Origin of the sequence: Streptomyces sp. NPDC006798 (assembly GCF_040635975.1) — a bacterium.
Classification (GTDB): domain Bacteria; phylum Actinomycetota; class Actinomycetes; order Streptomycetales; family Streptomycetaceae; genus Streptomyces.
The window spans coordinates 1-17,246 of sequence record NZ_JBEYIS010000097.1 but is presented as its reverse complement, the minus strand read 5'-3'; the positions used below and the strand labels follow the sequence as shown (position 1 = coordinate 17,246).

Genomic DNA, 17,246 nt, shown 5'->3' with positions numbered 1-17,246 from the left:
CACCCACACCACGTCGTCGGGGTCGAACGACTCCGCGTAGTGCCCCGTTTCCTCCGGGCGGCTCATGATCGAATCCTTCCCCGTTGCCCAACATGTCTACCGACATGCGCCGTTGCGGCCAGGGCACGGCGAGTACCCCGGTACCATCGGCACCGGGGTCCCTAGTGGATCACCAGCCGGACCACCCACACAGCTTCCAGGCGAAGGGGGTGGTCCGGCCTATTTCCGACCCTCCCCAAGGGGTCGAAACTGATGGGTCATCACGGGTGAGGAGTACTCATCACGGCGACCGGAATGAAGACCGCGTAGCAGAACACGACCAGCAGAAGCACGCACAGGCGCTGCCGCATCACGCACCCCCTCCCGCACCCCCGTCGGAGCGACGTACGGCACACGCGGCACGGTCCCGGCAGAAGACATAGATCAACTGCCTCATGCGACCGGCCTGCCGAGGCACCAGTACGCCGACGGCCCGTAACTCGGAGGCGACGACCTGACAGCGGCAGGCGTCGCACGGGTACACCAAACCTCCGCTATCCACCGGCACACCCCGAGTGACCAGGCTCGCCAGCAGGGCAGGCGAAGGCTCCCGAGCACGGGGGGAGGGTCCCGTCCACCCTGCCAACCAGGGGGAGGAAGATCACCGGACGCACGATCCATTGCGCGGCAACGGCGGGACTCCGAACCGAGAAGAGGGCCGCGTGCCCGTGCTCCAGGCGGCCCGCCGCCCAGCTCCAGTACCGGTCATCCGGGGCCGTCACGTCCGCCAATTCGGCGGCGTTCGCCAGAGCCTCCGACGCCATCCGGTGGAGCGGGCGGACCCAGGCGACCGCCTCACCCGCCGACAGCGCGTCGTACGACGCCACCAACTGGGCGTCCTCACCCGCTGCCTGCGTCGCAAACTCCGCCCAGAACCCCCGGCGTAAGAGAACTCCAGCCTTCTGCGATGACGACCTGTCGTCAGCCGCTCCGCTTTTCCCGCTTCCGGCCCCCCGTCGGGGGATAGCCTGTGGCACGTTGACGCTCCTTCGCAGCGTTGACCACGCCCCCGGATCGGTCGCACGGTCGCGGGGGTCCGTCATGTGATCTCAGAGCGTCACGCGAAGAAGGGCCGCTGCGTTACCCCATGTTGGGTATACCCATGGTGGGTAAACTCGGCAGCGATCACACTGCATCCATCAGTCGCCGGGGGCCTAGAAGATGCGCCAAGTGAATCCAGCAACCGCCTTGCCTCCACACGTTCTTGAACGTGATGACGTCCGGGCCGCACTCTCGATCCGGGACTTCGGGGCTGTATTCCGGCTGGCCAGAAAATGGGGCGGGATCAGCTACAACAGGCTTGCCGAAGCCTGCGGTATCAAGGCCGACCGGGTGGGCGTCATCGCCAGAGGCGAGGCCCGCATCACATCCCTCGCGAAGGTCGAGGAGATCGCGGATGCCCTGCGTATCCCCGGCGGCATGCTGGGGCTGGCTCCACGCCCGTGGGAGAGCTCAGCAGCCCCCGCCCCCTCCTTCTCCACGTTGAAGCAGCCGGAATCCTCGGTCATGCTTCCGGTGGAATCCGGAGTGTGGGAGGTAGCAGAAATGGCCCGCCGCGCGCACGCGACCGATATCGGCCCCACTGACTTGGACACCATTGCCCAAGCCATCGACCAGCTGTGCCGGGCCTACCCCTCAATGCCCGCCGCAGACCTTCACCGGCAGACTCGCGCTGGCCTTCAGCACGTGACCGGACTGCTCCAAGGCCGAACAACGCTGAGTCAGCACCGGGATCTCCTTGTATCGGCAGGTTGGCTCTTTCTGCTCGGAGGCTGCCTTGAGTACGACATGGGGCAGCGCCAGGCCGCCGAACTCAGCCGCTCCGCCGCACTGCGTATCGGCCAGGAAGCAGGTCACGGCGAAATCAGTGCCTGGTCATGGGAGCTCGGTGCATGGTTCGCCTTGACCCAGGGCCGGTATCAGGACGTGATCGACTGTGTGAACATCGGCCATCAGAGCGATAGCACCCACAGCATCGGGGTCCAGCTCTACGCGCAGTCGGCCAAGGCGTACGCCCGCATGGGCAAGGCTCGGGAAGTCCGTGCCGCCCTCGACGCCGGGAGGGCTCGGCTCGAACGCTTGCCCCGCCCGGAGCACCGCGAACACCATTTCGTGATCGACCCCGATAAGTGGGACTTCTACGAGATGGACTCGTACCGAATGCTGGGGGACGACGACCGTGCCGCCACTCACGCCCACGAAGTCGTACGCCTCGGTACGGCCCCCGACGGGACCGAGATTTCACCCATGCGGGTTGCCGAGGCGCGGCTCACGCTGGGCGTCGCGGCAGCCCGGGCCGGAAACCTCGAAGAGGCTGTATCCATCGGAGCGCGGGCGTTGGGGACATCTCGGAAGTCGCTACCGTCGCTGCTCCTCGTGGCCGGGGAGCTCACCAACGAACTGGACGTCCGCTATCCACGAGAAGCCCTGACCCGCGAATTCCAAGATCAGCTATCCCATGTGTCGCGCCACCCGGGCTCGACCTCCCCGCCACCCGAGGCCCCGCCGTTCGAGTGACCTACATCACGTCAAGGCGTCTTTCGAGGGTGTCACGGGGGTGCCAGACTTACGGCATGGAGGCAAAACAGACCACGGGAAATTGATCCACTCATCGGTCCGCTTCCAGACGTACTCGCACTTCACCAGGGAGTGCGACTTCTCGTAGATCACGGCGGACCGGACCTCGGCGACATGGTCGAGACAGAAGTCGTGCACCAGCTTCAGCGTCTTGCCGGTATCGGCGACGTCGTCCGCGATGAGCACCTTCTTGTCGGAGAAGTCGATCGCGTTCGGCACCGGCGCCAGCATCACCGGCATCTCCAGGGTGGTGCCCACCCCGGTATAGAACTCGACATTCACCAGATGGATGTTCTTGCAGTCCAGCGCGTACGCCAGCCCGCCGGCGACAAAGACCCCGCCGCGCGCGATGGAGAGCACGATGTCGGGCTCGAAGCCGTCGTCGGCGATGCTCCGGGCCAGTTCGCGGACCGCCGTGCCGAAGGTCTCGTAGGTCAGGTTCTCGCGTACGGCACTCATGGTCACACCTGCGTCCGGTGGAAGTTCTGGAAGGACCGCGAGGCCGTCGGCCCCCGCTGCCCCTGGTAGCGCGACCCGTACCGCTCGCTCCCGTACGGGAACTCGGCGGGCGAGCTGAGCCGGAACATGCACAGCTGCCCGATCTTCATCCCCGGCCAGAGCTTGATCGGCAGCGTCGCCAGATTCGACAGCTCCAGCGTGACGTGCCCGGAGAACCCGGGGTCGATGAACCCGGCGGTCGAGTGCGTCACCAGGCCGAGCCGGCCGAGGGAGCTCTTCCCCTCCAGCCGGGAGGCCAGGTCGTCCGGCAGGCTGATGACCTCGTACGTGGAGGCCAGCACGAACTCCCCGGGGTGCAGGATGAACGCCTCGTCCCCCTCGGGCTCCACGGTCCGGGTCAGATCGGCCTGCTCCACGGCGGGGTCGATATGCGGATACCGGTGGTTCTCGAACACCCGGAAGAAGCGGTCGAGCCGTACATCGATACTCGACGGCTGCACCATGGATTCATCGAACGGGTCGATGCGTACCCGTCCGGCGTCGATCTCGGCCCGGATGTCCTTGTCTGAGAGAAGCACCCCCCGAGGATACGCAGAGCGCACGGACCCGACCGAACCGGACGCCCGTGCGCTCCCCGATCACTTCCCTACGGGCACGACGCTCCGCAACCGCGCACACCTCGGACACCGGACGAGCCGCGCGGGCCCGATCCTCCCGGCCCCGAGCTGCTGCATCGGAAACGAGGTGGTCGCGAAGACATGCCCCTCGGCACAACGGACGACGGTGCGCTCCATCAGATCCATCGGGTCCCTTCCCCAACAAATGCGGACGAACCCCCACATTAGGCGATGACCCCCGGCACTCCTCACGCGCCACTCGCCCCGCCACGCTAAGCCCCAACTCCCTTGCCCCGCACCCGCTTCCCACCACCCGTGACAACCCCCACAACCGAAAAGACCCCACGGCTTCCCACGCCGGGGGTCTGCGATGCGATAGAGTGACGGCACTGCGGTTCCGGATCTTCGGCCCCGCGTGCGGGTGTAGTTTAATGGTAGAACATGAGCTTCCCAAGCTCAGAGCGCGAGTTCGATTCTCGTCACCCGCTCCAGACAGAACCCCCAGGTCAGAGACCCGGGGGTTTCTTGTTGTCTAGACCTCGCTAGGAACCTTGCACCACCTCTGCACCACCCGGCCCCTTTTCGCGATCCTCGTGTGCCTTCTCCCGGGCCGCTCGCACCATCCGGTCCAGCCCGCCCGCCACCTCTTTCTGACGCTCGTGGTCGGAGTGCTGATAGATCAGGGCAGCCTTCTCCGTCGACTGACCGGCGCGCACCATCGTGTCCTTGAGCGTCGCGCCCGATCGGGTCGAGAGAGTGTGTCCGGTGTGCCGGAGGTCGTAGAAGCGGAAGGTCTCGGGCAGCCCGACCGCAGTCCGCGCCCTGCGCCACTTTCGCCCGAACGTGGAGCGGCGGAAAGGCTTGCCCTTCTCTCCGACGAACAGCAGTCCGTCCGGCCCCTTCTCCGCGTACCAGTCCATGTGCCGCTGGAGATCCTTCCGCAGGAACTCCGGCAGGACTACCAAGCGCTTCCCGGCCTCGGACTTCGTCGGTCCCTCGGCCCTTTTGCCCGTGGCCAATTCCGGGGCGGCCTTCCGGACGACGATGGTGACGTTGTCGACGTCCACATCCTTGCGTCGAAGCTCCGCCTGCTCTTCCGGCCTCATGGGCCCGTAGGCCCCGAGGTAGACCATCAAGCGCCACCGGATGCCGATGGCGTCCGCGAGTGCGTCGACCTGGGCGACCGTCGCCACCTGACCCGACTGCGAGACCTCCTTTCCGGCACCGCGAATGCGGCAGGGATTCCGGCGGATCAGTTCGTCGTCGGTCGCGGTCTCCAGGATGGCTTTCAGCAGCCGGTAGGACTTCGCCACGGTCGTGGCACCCGTCGCGGCCAGGCGCTCCGCCCTCCACTCCCGTACGCGCGGCGGGGTGATCTCGTCCAGGTCGAACGCGTCGAACGAGGGAAGGAGATGAAGCCTGAGCAGCCGGGTGTACAGCTCCACCGTCAGGGGCGCAACGCCTCGTTCCACCACCCACTTCGTGGCGTACTCCTCGAAGTTCACCGCGCCAGCGTCCGGGTCCCGCCACGTCTCACGGGTCATGTCCGCTTCGACCTGCGAGAGCCAGATCTCAGCGTCGGTCTTCGTCTCGAAGGTCTCGGGCGCCCGGCGGCGCTCCCCTGCCGGGTCCAGGTAGGAGGCAGTCCAGCGCCCCGACCGGTACTGCCTGACGGCCCCGAACCGGCGCATCGTCATCTTCTTCGCACTCTTCTTGCGCTTAGCCATCAAGCGGCCCTCCTCGCGCGGCGGCGCGGCCGGATCGGTTCAACGGTGTTGGTGGCCAGGAACTCTTCGACGGCGCTGGCCGGGAAGCGAACGTGGGTACCGGCCTTGAGGTACCGGATGCGTCGTTCAGCTACGAGACGGCGCGGGAATCGTTCGGTGGTCCCCAGCAACTTGGCGAGCGCGGGGACGTCCAGGTAGGTCTCTTCCAGCGGCGAGGTAACAGCCGGAGCGGGCGCGGCAGTGAGCCTCCGCCCAATGTGAGCAAGGTTGCCCATCAGACATGACTCCTTGCGGGGTGCCGGGCCTGGTCGGCCGGAGGGTGGGCGGTCGCGGGCAAGACGTCTCAGTGAGGCGGTCGGTGCTGTCCGAGGTGGGGATTTCTGCGTCACCGCGTCATCTGCGTCATACGGCGCTCTGACCTGCGGTTTTTGGTGACGCAGCCAGGTCCCGGCTGCGTCACCGGTGACGCAGGGCCGTGTCACGGGGTGACGCGGTGACGCAGAGGTGACGCAGGATTCGGGTGTCTGCGTCACCCTCGTTGCCGCAGGTCACCGGCCGTCTTTCGGGCTCTGGTGACGTAGGTGACGCAGCGTTCCCCACTTAGGAAAGAAGCGGGGGGTTTCTGTGGTGGTGCGTGCTGCTCAGGGCGTGAAGAAGGGGCCGCTTCGCGGCGCGTTCTTTGCGGGGCGGCTGTCGCCGCCGGAGGAGCAAGAGGAGCACGCGGGGCCGGGTGCTCCTCTTGCTTCTCAAGGTGACGGTGCGTCAGAACGCGGCTTGCTGCTGGCCCGGGGTCGGGTCTGCCGGGCGGGCCATTTCGATGTAGCGGCCTTCCCTGGTGCGGCCCCAGTCGATGAGGACGCCCCGGGCTGCGAGGGTGGGCTGAAGGCGCTTGAGGCGGTCTGAGAGGACTTTGCCGGTCGTCGGCCACCCTTTAGGAAGGGGGCGGAGTTCCTCGCCGCTGTAGAGGCCGGAGAGCGCGTGCAGCCATTCCGAGGACGTCATCCGCTCCTCGCCGCCCGCGTTGAGCCCGGAGGCGTGCTTGAGGACCGTCTGGGCGAGCAGGTCGCCTTCGATGACGTCGTCGTTGAGGTCGTCGAGGCTGGCCCGGTAGGCGGGCAGGGCCCCGAGTCCGGCGACCGTGTCGAGCTGGGCGCACAGGCGGGCGAAGTCGGCCATGCGGAGATCGGTGGGGGTGTCCGCCTCGGCGGCCCGCACCTGCACGGTCAGGTCGAGGAGGGAGCCGAGGACCATGGGCAGGACTTCCGCGTACTCGGCCCACAGCTCCGCTTCGGTCCGCCGGACCTTGGGCCGGACGAGGCGGAGGGGGAGGAGGCGTTCGGCGAGGTCGGGGCGGATGACGCCGACGTCGATGCCGGTGAGCAGGAGCGGGCGGCGGTAGCGGGAGCGGACGACGTCGCCGTCGGTGAACAGGGCGCGCTTGACCGACTCGGCGCCGGTGACGATGCAGCACATGGCGTCGGACAGGTCCGGGGGCAGGTGGGAGAGGTTGTCCAGGGCGGTGACCCATCCGGCGGCGACGGCCGTGATCAGGTTCTCCTCGTCCTTCGGGGCGCGGCGCAGGTCACCGGTCATGCCCTCGATGATCCGCACCAGCATCCGCCCGGCGGTCGACTTCCCCGCGCCCTGCGGGCCGGTGAGGAACGGCGCCGGGACGGGCACGCTGGGCTCCAGGCAGCCGATGAGCCAGGCGATGGCCAGGCACTCACTCGACGGCCCCGCGAAGTTCGTCAGCCTCAGAAGGAGGTCGATGCCCTTGCCCTCGGTGTCCTTGGCCGGGAGGGGGAGTTCGCCGGTGAGCTGGGTACGCCGCCAGCAGACCTCGCGCGGGTCGGGGGTGAGGATGTCCCAGCCGGTGGGGTGGATCCGGACGGACTGGCCGTCGTCGCGCCCGAGGTCCAGCCACGTCGCCCCGTCGACCCCGGGCGCGACGCGGATGTGGGTGGGCTGTACGCCTTCGGTGAGGGCGAGTGCTTCGATCAAGTCGAGTGCCTCCTTCAAGGCCGTGCCGTTGAACACGCCGATGCCGTCCCGGAAGAGGTCGACCATGAGTTCCTGACGGTGGCTGCCGGTCGTGCCCTGGGAGCGGATCGGCCGGGCGACCGGGGACCCGTTGCGCTGGGCGTAGACGGTGCCGTCGGCGGTGCGGAAGTACCGGAAGTGCGCTTGGGCGTAGTCGGTGATGACCTTGCGGGCCGGGTTCTTCTCGTCCTCGGACACCCCTACACCCCCAGGGCCGTACGGGCGTTGGTCCACGCGTCGGAGCAGTGCCGCACGCTCTCGCCCTTGGCCCGTGCGGCGGTGAACAGCCGCTCGACATGGCCGGTCGTGAGGCAGCCGCACCGGCCGTGCGCGGACAGCACCGCCAGGAACGCCGAATAGACGGTGGTGTGGATGGCGCTGGTGGCGGCGGTGATGCGCTGCTCGGCCATCGAGATACCCCGCTCCAGGTAGACGGGGGAGCGGTGCGGACACGCCCCGCCCCCGCCCGGCGCGGACACTCCGACCGGACGCCGAACCGGGGCCGGTACGGGGGTCTCCCGGACCACCAGGGCCCGTACGGCGTCGGGCAGGGGCGCCATGTCGCCGGTACCGGGGCCGAGCCACCGCGCGTACGACATGGCCGACTTGATGTCGACCCCGGGCCGGACGGCGTTCGCGGACCGCATCGCCCCGCCGTAGATCCAGTGCTCCCCGCGCGTCGTGACCACGGTCCGCGTCGGGGGGAGGGTGTCGCGGGCCCAGGTGACGGCGGCGGGGTCGTCCAGGTCGAGGACGGTGACCCGGGCGCCACCGGGGTGGTAGGCGAGGCCGGTGGCGTGATGCCAGTCAGCCGCCCACTGAGGCGAGGTGAGCACGCGCGGTTCGATCGTGGCGGCGGCCCACCCGTGGCAGGGCAGCGGGCACGCGCACGGGCCCGGGACCCGCATGTGCGGACGGCCCCCGCACGCCGTCTCCCGGCATGCGGAGCAGTTCGCCGGGGGCCGCTTCTCCCGCAGCGGGAGCACGGGCACGCCCTGCCGGGCGAGGTCGAGGGCGACCTGTAGCAGGGGCGGGCGGTCATGGGTCATGCTGGAGACCTCCGGTCAGCTAGATCAGGAGAAGAGGGCGGCCCCGGACTTTGGCGAGAAGGGGGCCGCCCTTGGTTTTCGGGTTTGAGTGGGTGGTGGGATGAGTGCCCGTACCCCCATGACCCCCATGACCTTGCTGGTCAGGGGGCATGACCTGCCCCGTGACCGGGGTCATGGGCCCCCGTGACCGGGCCCGCCGTTGGCGGGTCCGGTCACGGGGCGGGGGCGGGGGTGTTCGGGGGTGGTGGGTCATGGGGACCCCCATGACCCGGGCCGGTTAGCGGCTGGTGGCGAGGAGGAGTTCGGCGGGGACGGCGTCTTCGATGTCGCGCCGCTGGTACCCGGCCAGTGCCTTGCCGCCGATCTTGACCTGCTTGGAGGAGCGCTTGACCCCGGCCGCCTCCAGCTCGCTGGCGAGGGTTTCGGCGTTGAGGTCGCCGTAGGTGTCCTCATCGAGGTTGACTAGGGCGGCGAGCAGATCGGTCGTGTACATCCGCGGGGAGTGGCGCATGACGTCGAGGACGTCGGAGACGATCGGCGCGACGGTGATCCCGGCCGCGTCGGCGGCGGCGGTCACATCGCCTGCGGCGTCGCCGGTGAGCTGTCCGGCTGCTTCGCGCAGGGCGCGGCCCTTGCGGCAGATCGCGGCGAACGCGGGGCCGTCGAGGTAGTCGGCGCGGACGGTGACGTAGGAGGCGGGACCGGTGACCAGAACTCCGGTGCCCTTGTGCTCCTCGGAGAGCACGGAGGCGTCCGCGCCCTGGGCGGCTTTGCCCTTGCCCAGCACCATGTCACTGCTGGTGCGGTCCACCACCTGGGTGCAGTAGCGGATGGTGATGATCTCCCGCAGCTTCGCCGGGACCGACTCGGCGTCGGGGCGCTGGCTGGCGAAGTTGGAGACGAACCCGGCCGCCGGGCCCCGGCGGGCGATGCGGCACAGGTCGTTGATGACCTGCTCGCGGTCCTCGCGTTCCATCGCGGTGAAGTACTCCTGCAACTCGTCGATGGTGACGAAGATGACGGGCAGGTTGTAGCGGGCCACGATCTCCGGGGTGAGCTTGCCCTCCGGGCATACCGAGGTGGGCAGCTCCCGCAGCAGGGCGAATCGCCGCTCCATCTCGACCAGCAGTTCGGCGAGCATGGCCTTGAGTGCTTCGATCGCGTCGTCCTCGGCGCCCATGACGAGCCGGTGGGCGACGGCCTTCATCGGCATCCAGTCCGCCCCGCCCTTGCCGTCTGCGACGTAGTGCCGCACGTAGGCGTCCAGCAGACCGGCAGCGGTGAGCAGCCGCTGAGCGAACGTCTTGCCCCGGCGGGGCAGGCCTCCGAAGAACATGGACTGCCACATCACCGGAATACGGACCCGGGCCGACCGGGCGTCCCCGCCGAACGGAACCGGGTCCCAGATCGAGAACCGGTCCATGGTCGCGAGCGGGGACGGGTTCGGCGTTCCCAGGTAGGGGTCATCGTCCGCCACCCACATGCTGACCCGCCCGGCGTTGCCGCCCTTCGCTGCCCGCACCCGGGACATGATGACCTGGATCTCATCGACCCCGAGTTCCTGGGCGATGACCTCACGCTTCGCCAGCACATCCGAGGCTGTCTTCCCGCCTCCGCGCGGAAGGTCGAAGATCACCGCCCAGCCACGGCCGTCACGAACCGGCCCCATGCTGCACGACACCTTCGGCCCGTCGTCGTCGCCCTTGCCGCTTTTGAGGAGACCGGCGGCGCGAAGAGCCTCATTGAGCTGCTGGGCGGACATGTCCACCCGGATCGGCGGCGCCCCCTGATCCAGCAGCCGCGTCTCCTTCCCGCGCCCGAGGTGGGCCAGCGGCACGATCACCGCCGCCCCCACCCCCGCCTGAGCCAGAGGCGGAAGGAGCGCAACCCCGGCCGTCGCGGCGGCGACCGCCGCCGCGGCGGCGCCGAACCGCCACCGGCGCGAATGCGTCCGGGCGGCGTGCGCGATCTGAAGCCGCACCGCCAGTTCGACATCCTCCGGCCGTGCCTTCGACTGCGCCGCCAGCGCCTTCACAGCGGCGCTGTGGTCCTGCGCGGACAGCGTCGGCCACAGCCCCCACGCCGCGCGGAAGAACCCCCGCGCCGCCAGGAGCACGGCCTTCACCAGGTACTTCGGAGCCCGGACCCCGTGGTAGCGGGTGTGCCACCACGACAGACGCCCCAACGCCGTCACGTTGGCCACCACGGAGGCGCGGGAGCGGGCCCACGCGGGCAGCACCGGCCCATCCGGAACCGTCAGCCAGTCCGCCAGCGGATTGTCTACCCGGTCCACCGCCTCCACCACCGGTGCCGGATCCGCCGGCACCCCGACCGGCCCCGAACCCTCGGCAGGGTCGGCGGACTTCGCGGCCCGCCGCTTCTCCAGATCCAGAACCTCCGCCACTACCGCAGCTTCCACGCACTCCGTCATGCTGAACACGTCTCCTCTCCACCCACAGGGTGGTGATCAGGGGGATAGGCCCGGGGCGGCCCGATTCCTTGGCCGGGACGGCCGCCCCGGGGGCACAGCTACTTCCTGTTCTTCGCGGCCTTCTCCTCACGGGCGCGGGCGCCGTCAAGGATCCGGTCAACGCGCCGCTCCAGGTCGCCCTGGTAGACCCGGCCGCCGTACACGCGGTCATCCGCCAGGCCGCGCTTCGCCATCCGGGCCGTCAGCACCGTGATCTTCGCGATCTCGACGGCCGTCAGACGCGGCGTACGGCCATCGGCGGCTCGGTCTCGGTGGTTCGCCATCCGGGGTCCCCTTCCGGGGCCGGGACTGTCCCGGCTCCCCTCACCGCCCGTGCCATGCCGGGCGGATCGGGCAGCCGGTCAGACGGCGGCGAGGCCGAGGGCGGCGGCGGTCAGGGCGATGATGTGGGCGGTCTGGTCGACGTGCGCGGCGCCGCCGTGGTCGGCCCATACGGTCTGGCCGGTGTGGGTCATCCACCAGCGGATGGGCCACCGCCGGTCGATCAGAGCGTGGGTGGCTCCGATCCAGACCACCGCGACGGCGGCGGCCGGGACCGACAGCGACCAGTCCAGCAGCACCGCGCCGACCGCGAGCAAACCGGCCGCGACCGCGACATGCGTACCGGCGTGGGCGGCGTTCGCCACCCATCCGGCTAAGCCGCCCTCGGCCTTGTGCTCGGCCTGATGGTCGGTCTGGAGCGGGTAGTCAGCCGCCAGATGGGCGACGTAGAGGAGCGCGAAGAGTTCGGCGAACATCGGGTCAGCGCCCCTTCTTCTTGTTCTTCTTGCCGATCTTGTTTCCGCCGATGTAGTCGCCGGTCACGATCGTGTTCGTGACGCTCTGACCGCCGTACACGACGCCGGTGTTGATGTTGGGGGTCGGCTGCTCGTCCGCCGTGTCGTACTGGCCGTGCTGGGCTTCGGCTTCCTGACGGAGCAGCCGTGCGATCTCCCAGGGCTTCATGATGTGGGTCCCTTCTGGGGCCGGGTCTGTCCCGGCTCCCCGCCCGCGCCCGCCACGTCGAGGACGCGGCCGGGCGGGGACAGGCAACCGTCAGATCAGCGCTTGCGGGCTCGGGCGATGTTCTTCGCGGCGGCCGTGCCGTCCGGCCCGCCGATGGACTTGATGGCCGTGGCGAGTCCCCAGGTCACGCAGACGATGACGAGGGCGACGACGGCGAGGCTGATGGCCATGGAGGTGATCGCGGCGACCAGCATCGGGCCGAGGTAGACGGCGGCGCCGATGGCTCCGGCCCCTACTCCGCCGCCGAGGGCGGCGCGCTGGAGGGTGCGGTCCGGCGGGGCCTGGTGGACGTGCACCACCTGCGGGACCGGGGCGCCGCTGGTGGGCTGGTGGGGGGTGGGGAGGGTGCCGGGCGGTGCGTATCCGTAGGTGCCGTCCGGGAGACGGACCACCACCGGATGCACCCCCGGCACGGGCTCGGGAAGGTGAGAGGTCATGAGGGGCTCCTTGCGGGCCGCTCAGACGGCGGCCGGAGTCTGGTCGGGGTAGGCGCAGGTCACGCACATGCCGAGTGATCGCGGGATGACGTATCCGGCATCCGTCCGGCATTGGGGGCAGGTGCGGCGGGCGAGCATCGCCAGCGCGAGGGCGCCCCACTTCCGCGACGTCATCCGCCGCACGGGGCGGGCGAGGTCGAGCCGGTAGAGGTGGGCGATGCTCACACCGCCGGGACGGCGCGCGGAGCGCCGCATGAGCTGGGCGGCGACCGGCTGACCGCCGGGCCGCAGACCGGCGGCCCGGAGCTGACGGCGCGTCGCATACCCGTCCGGCGCCAGCCTCCACGGGTAGGTGGGTATCCCGTGGAGGGCGCCGGTCGGGTCGTAGCACCGGCCGTAGGCCGGGCTCACGAGGCGACCCGCTTCCACGCCGCCCGCAGCCGCGTCTCCGAGGCGGAGTGCCCAGTGGCACGGAAGCGGGTGGCCATGTCGCGGTACGACAGCGGGGGTGTGACGCTGTGACGGATCTCGTCCACGAGCGCGTCGAGGACGTCGTCCGACAGGGCCGGGCCGGTCTCCAGAGCCGGGGCCGTCACCGGCTCGACCGGGCCCCAGACCGGGAGATCCCATGAGGGTGTGACGGTCGTCGTGTCGGGCGTGACGGGGGTCGTCACGCTGGTCAGCGCCCTGCGGGCGTCCCCTTGCCGTGCGGTTTCCAGTGCTCCCCACGCCTCGGTGAGTACCTGGGCGGTACGGGCCTGGACGCGTGCGACGCGGGCCCCGGCCGCCGTCACAGCGGTGAGCCGCGTCTCTTCGGTGGCGGCTTGGGCGGCGAGCTGGGCGCGGGCGACGGCGGCCGTGTCCCGGGCGTCCTGCTGGATCCCCCGGATCGTGCCCAGCGCCGCCGGGGTCAGCGCCGTGCGCTCCCACATCGAGTGGACCAGCCACAGGAGCTTCGCGGCGATGGGGAGCCAGGCGACGGCCAGCCACGCGCCCGGTGAGGTCTCGGTGAGCGCGTGCGCGACCAGAACCCCGGTCGCCACGAGGCCGAAGGCCCAGCCGACCGCAGTCACGGCGGTCGACCGGTCGCCTTGGGCGGCGAGGCGGCGTTCGTAGGCGAGGGTGGCGAGCCAGCCGCCGTCGATGCCGAGACCGACCACCAGAGCAATCGGCCACGGCACCACGGCCCCGAGCCAGATCATCACCACGGCCAGCGTGAGCACCATGGACACGGCGGTCATCGCGATGGCGGGGGCGGCGGTCGCGGCCGACCGGCGGGCGCTCACGAGACACCGCCGATCGCGATCGCTGCGGCGGCCACCAGGAGCAGCATGGCCGCGCCGATCAGGTCGACCGCCCTCTGAAGTCGGTGGTACTTCACCATCGCGAGGCGGGACAGCCCGGCGATGTCCGCGCACCGCGTGTCCACCCGCAGACCCTCGCCGATCTCGTCGGCGGTCTCGGCCGCCCACCGGCAGAAGCCATGGCGGCCGTTCAGGTTCGGGCGGACCGCGAACAGCAGCAGCCCGAGCGCACCGATCAGGAGCAGGATCGCGGCCCCGCCGACCGCAGCGGAGGCGGCCGGGAGGTGGGCGTCCTTCGCGACCGTCCACACCCCGACCAGCGCCGCGCCGACGAACGCCAGCAGCAGGCTGGTCTTGGTGTCGGTGCGGGCGATCTCTGCCTTCACCTCGGCGTGCGCGGCGGCCACCGCGTCATACGGGGCGATCACGCCGCACCCCCCGCCAGCCCCGACGCGGCGGGGGCGTTCGCCATCTGACGGCGGGCCTCCAGCACCCGGCGCCGGGCCCGGCGGATCCGCCGCGCGTCCAGCTCGGTCGGCGTCCGGTCGAGGACGGCGATCCGTACGTCCAGCTCATCGACCTCGGCGAGGATCAGCGGCATCTCCCGCTCGATCTCGTCCAGCTCGGCGGCCGACGGCTCCCCGTCGGCCGCCACGGCCGTAACGGCCGCGTGCAGTGCCAAGATGGTGTTCACGGGTCGTTCTTCTCCTTCCGGTGAAACGGCCCTTGCGACCCCGGGGCAGCACCCCCGGGGTCGCGCCGTTGGAGCGGACTTTCCAGCTCCCCCACCCCGCCCGTACGACCCGAGAGGCCGGACGGGCAGGAGAGGCAACCGGCCGCAGCCAGAGCTGCGGACGCTTGATGTGCGGTTGTCTCCTTCGGGAACACGAGCTCCCGTTTCAGGCTGGAGACGTGACCTTTCGGTCTCGATTTGCCCTCCGGTTGACCAGGGATCCGGGACCCTCGGCCCGCTCTGTCCCGGGCCCCTTGACGTGCTTTGAGCAGCCCAAAGAAGGGCCATGCGATTCGCTGTCCTAGGACTGCGCCTCACAAGTAAGACGATGCCGCACAGTCCTGGGACTGTCAACAGTCCTGGGACTGTGTTTGACTTGGAGGCGTCGAGAGGAGCCGGGATGTCGCCTAAGTGGCGAGAGCTGGCGGACAGGCTGGCCGACCAGATCAGGAGCGGGGAGTACGAACCGGGGGATCGCCTCCCCCACATCAGAGATCTCGTTGACGCAGGCGAAGGCTCAAAGAGCACTGTTCACCAGGCGTACAAGGCCCTCGAAGCCGAAGGGTTGGTGACCTCGTCACGGGGACACGGCACCGTGGTCCGCCCCCGGGCCCGGCTCAAGCGGCTCGGGATCGCCCGCTACGACAAGGCCAAGTGGCGAGATGGCGACGAAGTGGCCTTCATCGCAGACCGCGTCGCCTCGGGGCGCGCGTACAAGCGGGGGGAGCAAACCCAGACGATCAGCCTGGTGCAGGCGTCCCCCGCCGTCGCCGCCGGGCTCGGCGTGCCAGAGGGCTCGGAGGTATACGCGCGGGCCCGGCTTGTGAAGGAAGGCCAGCAGCCGACACATACCCTGACCAGCTACTACCGGCCCGAGCACGTTGAGGGGACCCGGCTGGTAGACCCGACTCCGGGCCCGGCCGGACGCGGCGGAGGCTTCCGCGTGCTCTATGACGCTGGATACGAGATCGATCACATGAAGGAGAGGCTGTTCGCCCGAGTACCGGCGCCCGATGAGGTCGCGCAGTTGCAGTTGCCTCCGGGAGAACCCGTCGTCGAGCTGCACCGAACGACATACACGGCGGACGGTACCGTGGTCGAATTCGCGATCGGCGTGCACGCCGCCACGCGGTTCGCGTGGGAGTACGACTTCAAGGTTCCTGACTCCGCTGCCCAGAAGACCAACGAGGAAGGCCCCCGTGCCGAGTGAAGGAAAGCCGCAGGCCATCGACGTCGCGGCCATCACGACCCCTGACGACGTGCCCACGTCCGACCTGTGGCTACTGGTGGGGCGCCGAGACCAGCACGTCTCGCGCATCACTGAGGCGTCGGGCGACGCGGCAGACGTACTCGCCGCCTTGGCACTCGGTACGGCGATGCGGCGAAGCCTCGACGACCAAGAGCAGCAACTCGTACGTGAGGGCCTGAAGCAGGGGGCGACCTGGGAACAGGTGGCCTCGGCGATCGGGGCGGCCGGGCCGGACGAAGCTCGGGCCGCGTTCGACCGGCCGCAGGACGGGACCGAGTAATGATCTCCGCCCAAGCGTGGGAGGACGCACGGCTCATCTGGGACTACCACCAGATGGGCCATGCCCTCCAGCCTTGCTCGGTCGCCATCGGCTTGGGGAGTCACGACCTGGGCGTTGCCGACGCGGCCGTGGACCTGTACCGGCGCGGCATGGCGCCGGTGCTCCTGTTCACCGGGGCCACCAGCCCTACGACGGCAGCGCGAATGCCGCGTGGAGAAGCCGTCCATTACCGGGAGCGAGCACTCGAACTCGGCGTTCCGGCGTCTGCGGTACTCACGGAACCCAGGGCCCGCAACACCGGCGAGAACATCCGCTTCTCACGGGCGGTTCTGGAGCGCGCGGGCGTTGCCGTGTCGTCCGTGCTGATGGTCAGCAAGCCGTACGAGGAGCGACGCGCGTACGCAACGGCCCGCCAGCTCTGGCCCGAGGTGGAGATCGTAAGCACGTCCGCTCCGATGACCTTTGAGGACTACATCGCCTCCATCGGAGATGCGGGTCTGGTCATCGACATGCTCGTAGGCGCCCTTCAGCGGCTCCTGATCTACCCCGACCAAGGGTTCATGGTCGCGCAGGAAGTACCAACCGATGTGATGCACGCCTACGAGCGATTGCGCGCCGCTGGCTTCACCAGCCGAATCGTTCCCCGGGGCGCGACCAGCTACAACCCGCACAACCTGCGCACCACCTAGGGCGGTAAGCCACGGTCAATGACGGGTGACCGGATGTGGCCCAAGAGCGTCCGGCACGCGCTTCACGCGAGGTCAGACCGTGTATAAAGGTCCTCAGAGGCAAGATTCCCAAGCTCAGAGCGCGAGTTCGATTCTCGTCACCCGCTCTTCCACGAAGCCCCCGGCCGACGGCCGGGGGCTTCGTCGTTGCCCGGAATTCATCGAGGCCACCGCGCCCCGGTGCCGCGGCGCGGGGTGTGTGCCGCCGGCGCCGGCCGACAAGTGGCCGCCCCGGGCCGTTCCCCCGGGCGAGCACGAGTCGACGGCCGCGCCCTGGGCGGACACGCCCTCAGAAGGCCACCCCGGTCACGGCTTTGGGCCGTGACCGGCACATCCCGTCGGCACGCGCACTCCCCCACGCGACCCCTCGGGCGCAGGAGGCGCCCCCGGCGTTGTCGACCTCACAGGGCAGGACACCTAGGGCGTGTCTGACGGATCAGGCTGGATCAGCGAGCGGGGTCTGGTGCCGTGGATCGCAAGGCGGAGGAGGGAGTCCACGCGGTGGGGGTAC

Annotated in this window: 19 protein-coding genes and 1 tRNA gene; 5 read left to right on the top strand and 15 right to left on the bottom strand. The window is 69.7% G+C overall.

The window, feature by feature from the left end:
• The first annotated feature begins 1,209 nt into the window (after positions 1 to 1,209).
• Entirely contained in the window at positions 1,210 to 2,556 is a 1,347-nt protein-coding gene (locus ABZ714_RS34080; RefSeq protein WP_358829251.1) for a helix-turn-helix domain-containing protein, read from the top strand.
• 6 nt (positions 2,557 to 2,562) lie between these two features.
• Here the strand turns inward: ABZ714_RS34080 and ABZ714_RS34075 are convergent, their stop codons facing one another.
• Positions 2,563 to 3,075, bottom strand: a complete 513-nt coding sequence (locus tag ABZ714_RS34075) for a phosphoribosyltransferase (protein WP_358829250.1) — start codon at positions 3,073 to 3,075, stop codon at positions 2,563 to 2,565.
• 2 nt (positions 3,076 to 3,077) lie between these two features.
• Positions 3,078 to 3,653 (bottom strand): dCTP deaminase, encoded by a 576-nt coding sequence (gene dcd / locus ABZ714_RS34070; RefSeq protein ID WP_358829249.1) that lies wholly within the window; start codon positions 3,651 to 3,653, stop codon positions 3,078 to 3,080.
• Between the two features lie 456 nt (positions 3,654 to 4,109).
• Between dcd and ABZ714_RS34065 the strand changes: the two genes are divergently transcribed.
• Positions 4,110 to 4,183, top strand: a tRNA-Gly gene (locus ABZ714_RS34065).
• Positions 4,184 to 4,234: 51 nt separating this feature from the next.
• Here the strand turns inward: ABZ714_RS34065 and ABZ714_RS34060 are convergent.
• From ABZ714_RS34060 to ABZ714_RS34000, 13 genes are all read right to left on the bottom strand, one after another.
• Positions 4,235 to 5,419, bottom strand: coding sequence for a tyrosine-type recombinase/integrase (locus ABZ714_RS34060; protein WP_358829248.1), 1,185 nt, complete (start codon positions 5,417 to 5,419; stop codon positions 4,235 to 4,237).
• Positions 5,419 to 5,628, bottom strand: a complete 210-nt coding sequence (locus ABZ714_RS34055) for an excisionase family DNA-binding protein (RefSeq protein WP_358829254.1) — start codon at positions 5,626 to 5,628, stop codon at positions 5,419 to 5,421. Before ABZ714_RS34055 ends, ABZ714_RS34060 begins: the two co-directional genes overlap by 1 nt.
• Positions 5,629 to 6,181: 553 nt before the next feature.
• Positions 6,182 to 7,657: an ATP-binding protein gene (locus tag ABZ714_RS34050; protein WP_358829247.1), complete on the bottom strand. Its 1,476-nt coding sequence runs from the start codon at positions 7,655 to 7,657 to the stop codon at positions 6,182 to 6,184.
• 2 nt (positions 7,658 to 7,659) lie between these two features.
• Entirely contained in the window at positions 7,660 to 8,508 is an 849-nt protein-coding gene (locus tag ABZ714_RS34045) for a bifunctional DNA primase/polymerase (protein WP_358829246.1), read from the bottom strand.
• Positions 8,509 to 8,785: 277 nt separating this feature from the next.
• Positions 8,786 to 10,939 carry an FtsK/SpoIIIE domain-containing protein gene (locus ABZ714_RS34040; protein WP_358829253.1) on the bottom strand — a complete coding sequence of 718 codons (2,154 nt, stop codon included), beginning with the start codon at positions 10,937 to 10,939 and terminating at the stop codon, positions 8,786 to 8,788.
• 98 nt (positions 10,940 to 11,037) lie between these two features.
• Positions 11,038 to 11,262 carry a DUF6257 family protein gene (locus ABZ714_RS34035; protein WP_358829245.1) on the bottom strand — a complete coding sequence of 75 codons (225 nt, stop codon included), beginning with the start codon at positions 11,260 to 11,262 and terminating at the stop codon, positions 11,038 to 11,040.
• A 78-nt stretch (positions 11,263 to 11,340) separates the two neighbouring features.
• Positions 11,341 to 11,736, bottom strand: a complete 396-nt coding sequence (locus tag ABZ714_RS34030) for a DUF3307 domain-containing protein (protein ID WP_358829244.1) — start codon at positions 11,734 to 11,736, stop codon at positions 11,341 to 11,343.
• A 4-nt stretch (positions 11,737 to 11,740) separates the two neighbouring features.
• Positions 11,741 to 11,944 carry a hypothetical protein gene (locus ABZ714_RS34025; RefSeq protein ID WP_358829243.1) on the bottom strand — a complete coding sequence of 68 codons (204 nt, stop codon included), beginning with the start codon at positions 11,942 to 11,944 and terminating at the stop codon, positions 11,741 to 11,743.
• Between the two features lie 95 nt (positions 11,945 to 12,039).
• On the bottom strand, positions 12,040 to 12,441 hold the full coding sequence (locus ABZ714_RS34020; protein WP_358829242.1) for a DUF6251 family protein: 402 nt from the start codon (positions 12,439 to 12,441) through the stop codon (positions 12,040 to 12,042).
• A 21-nt stretch (positions 12,442 to 12,462) separates the two neighbouring features.
• Entirely contained in the window at positions 12,463 to 12,852 is a 390-nt protein-coding gene (locus ABZ714_RS34015; RefSeq protein WP_358829241.1) for an RRQRL motif-containing zinc-binding protein, read from the bottom strand.
• Positions 12,849 to 13,682 (bottom strand): protein spdB, encoded by an 834-nt coding sequence (locus tag ABZ714_RS34010; RefSeq protein ID WP_358829252.1) that lies wholly within the window; start codon positions 13,680 to 13,682, stop codon positions 12,849 to 12,851. The genes ABZ714_RS34015 and ABZ714_RS34010 overlap by 4 nt, the downstream gene beginning before the upstream one ends.
• Positions 13,683 to 13,723: 41 nt before the next feature.
• Positions 13,724 to 14,173 carry a Pycsar system effector family protein gene (locus tag ABZ714_RS34005; RefSeq protein WP_358829240.1) on the bottom strand — a complete coding sequence of 150 codons (450 nt, stop codon included), beginning with the start codon at positions 14,171 to 14,173 and terminating at the stop codon, positions 13,724 to 13,726.
• The gene (locus tag ABZ714_RS34000) at positions 14,170 to 14,439 is read right to left on the bottom strand and encodes a DUF6284 family protein (protein ID WP_358829239.1); all 270 of its coding nucleotides are present in this window, start codon (positions 14,437 to 14,439) and stop codon (positions 14,170 to 14,172) included. The genes ABZ714_RS34005 and ABZ714_RS34000 overlap by 4 nt, the downstream gene beginning before the upstream one ends.
• A 439-nt stretch (positions 14,440 to 14,878) precedes the next feature.
• On the opposite strand from ABZ714_RS34000, the gene ABZ714_RS33995 reads away from it, so the two are divergent.
• Genes ABZ714_RS33995 through ABZ714_RS33985 form a run of 3 tightly spaced genes read left to right on the top strand, consistent with a single transcriptional unit; the run spans position 14,879 to position 16,696 of the window.
• Positions 14,879 to 15,688, top strand: coding sequence for a GntR family transcriptional regulator (locus tag ABZ714_RS33995; protein WP_358829238.1), 810 nt, complete (start codon positions 14,879 to 14,881; stop codon positions 15,686 to 15,688).
• On the top strand, positions 15,678 to 16,007 hold the full coding sequence (locus ABZ714_RS33990) for a hypothetical protein (protein ID WP_358829237.1): 330 nt from the start codon (positions 15,678 to 15,680) through the stop codon (positions 16,005 to 16,007). The genes ABZ714_RS33995 and ABZ714_RS33990 overlap by 11 nt, the downstream gene beginning before the upstream one ends.
• Positions 16,007 to 16,696, top strand: a complete 690-nt coding sequence (locus ABZ714_RS33985; RefSeq protein WP_358829236.1) for a YdcF family protein — start codon at positions 16,007 to 16,009, stop codon at positions 16,694 to 16,696. The genes ABZ714_RS33990 and ABZ714_RS33985 overlap by 1 nt, the downstream gene beginning before the upstream one ends.
• Positions 16,697 to 17,246 lie beyond the last annotated feature (550 nt).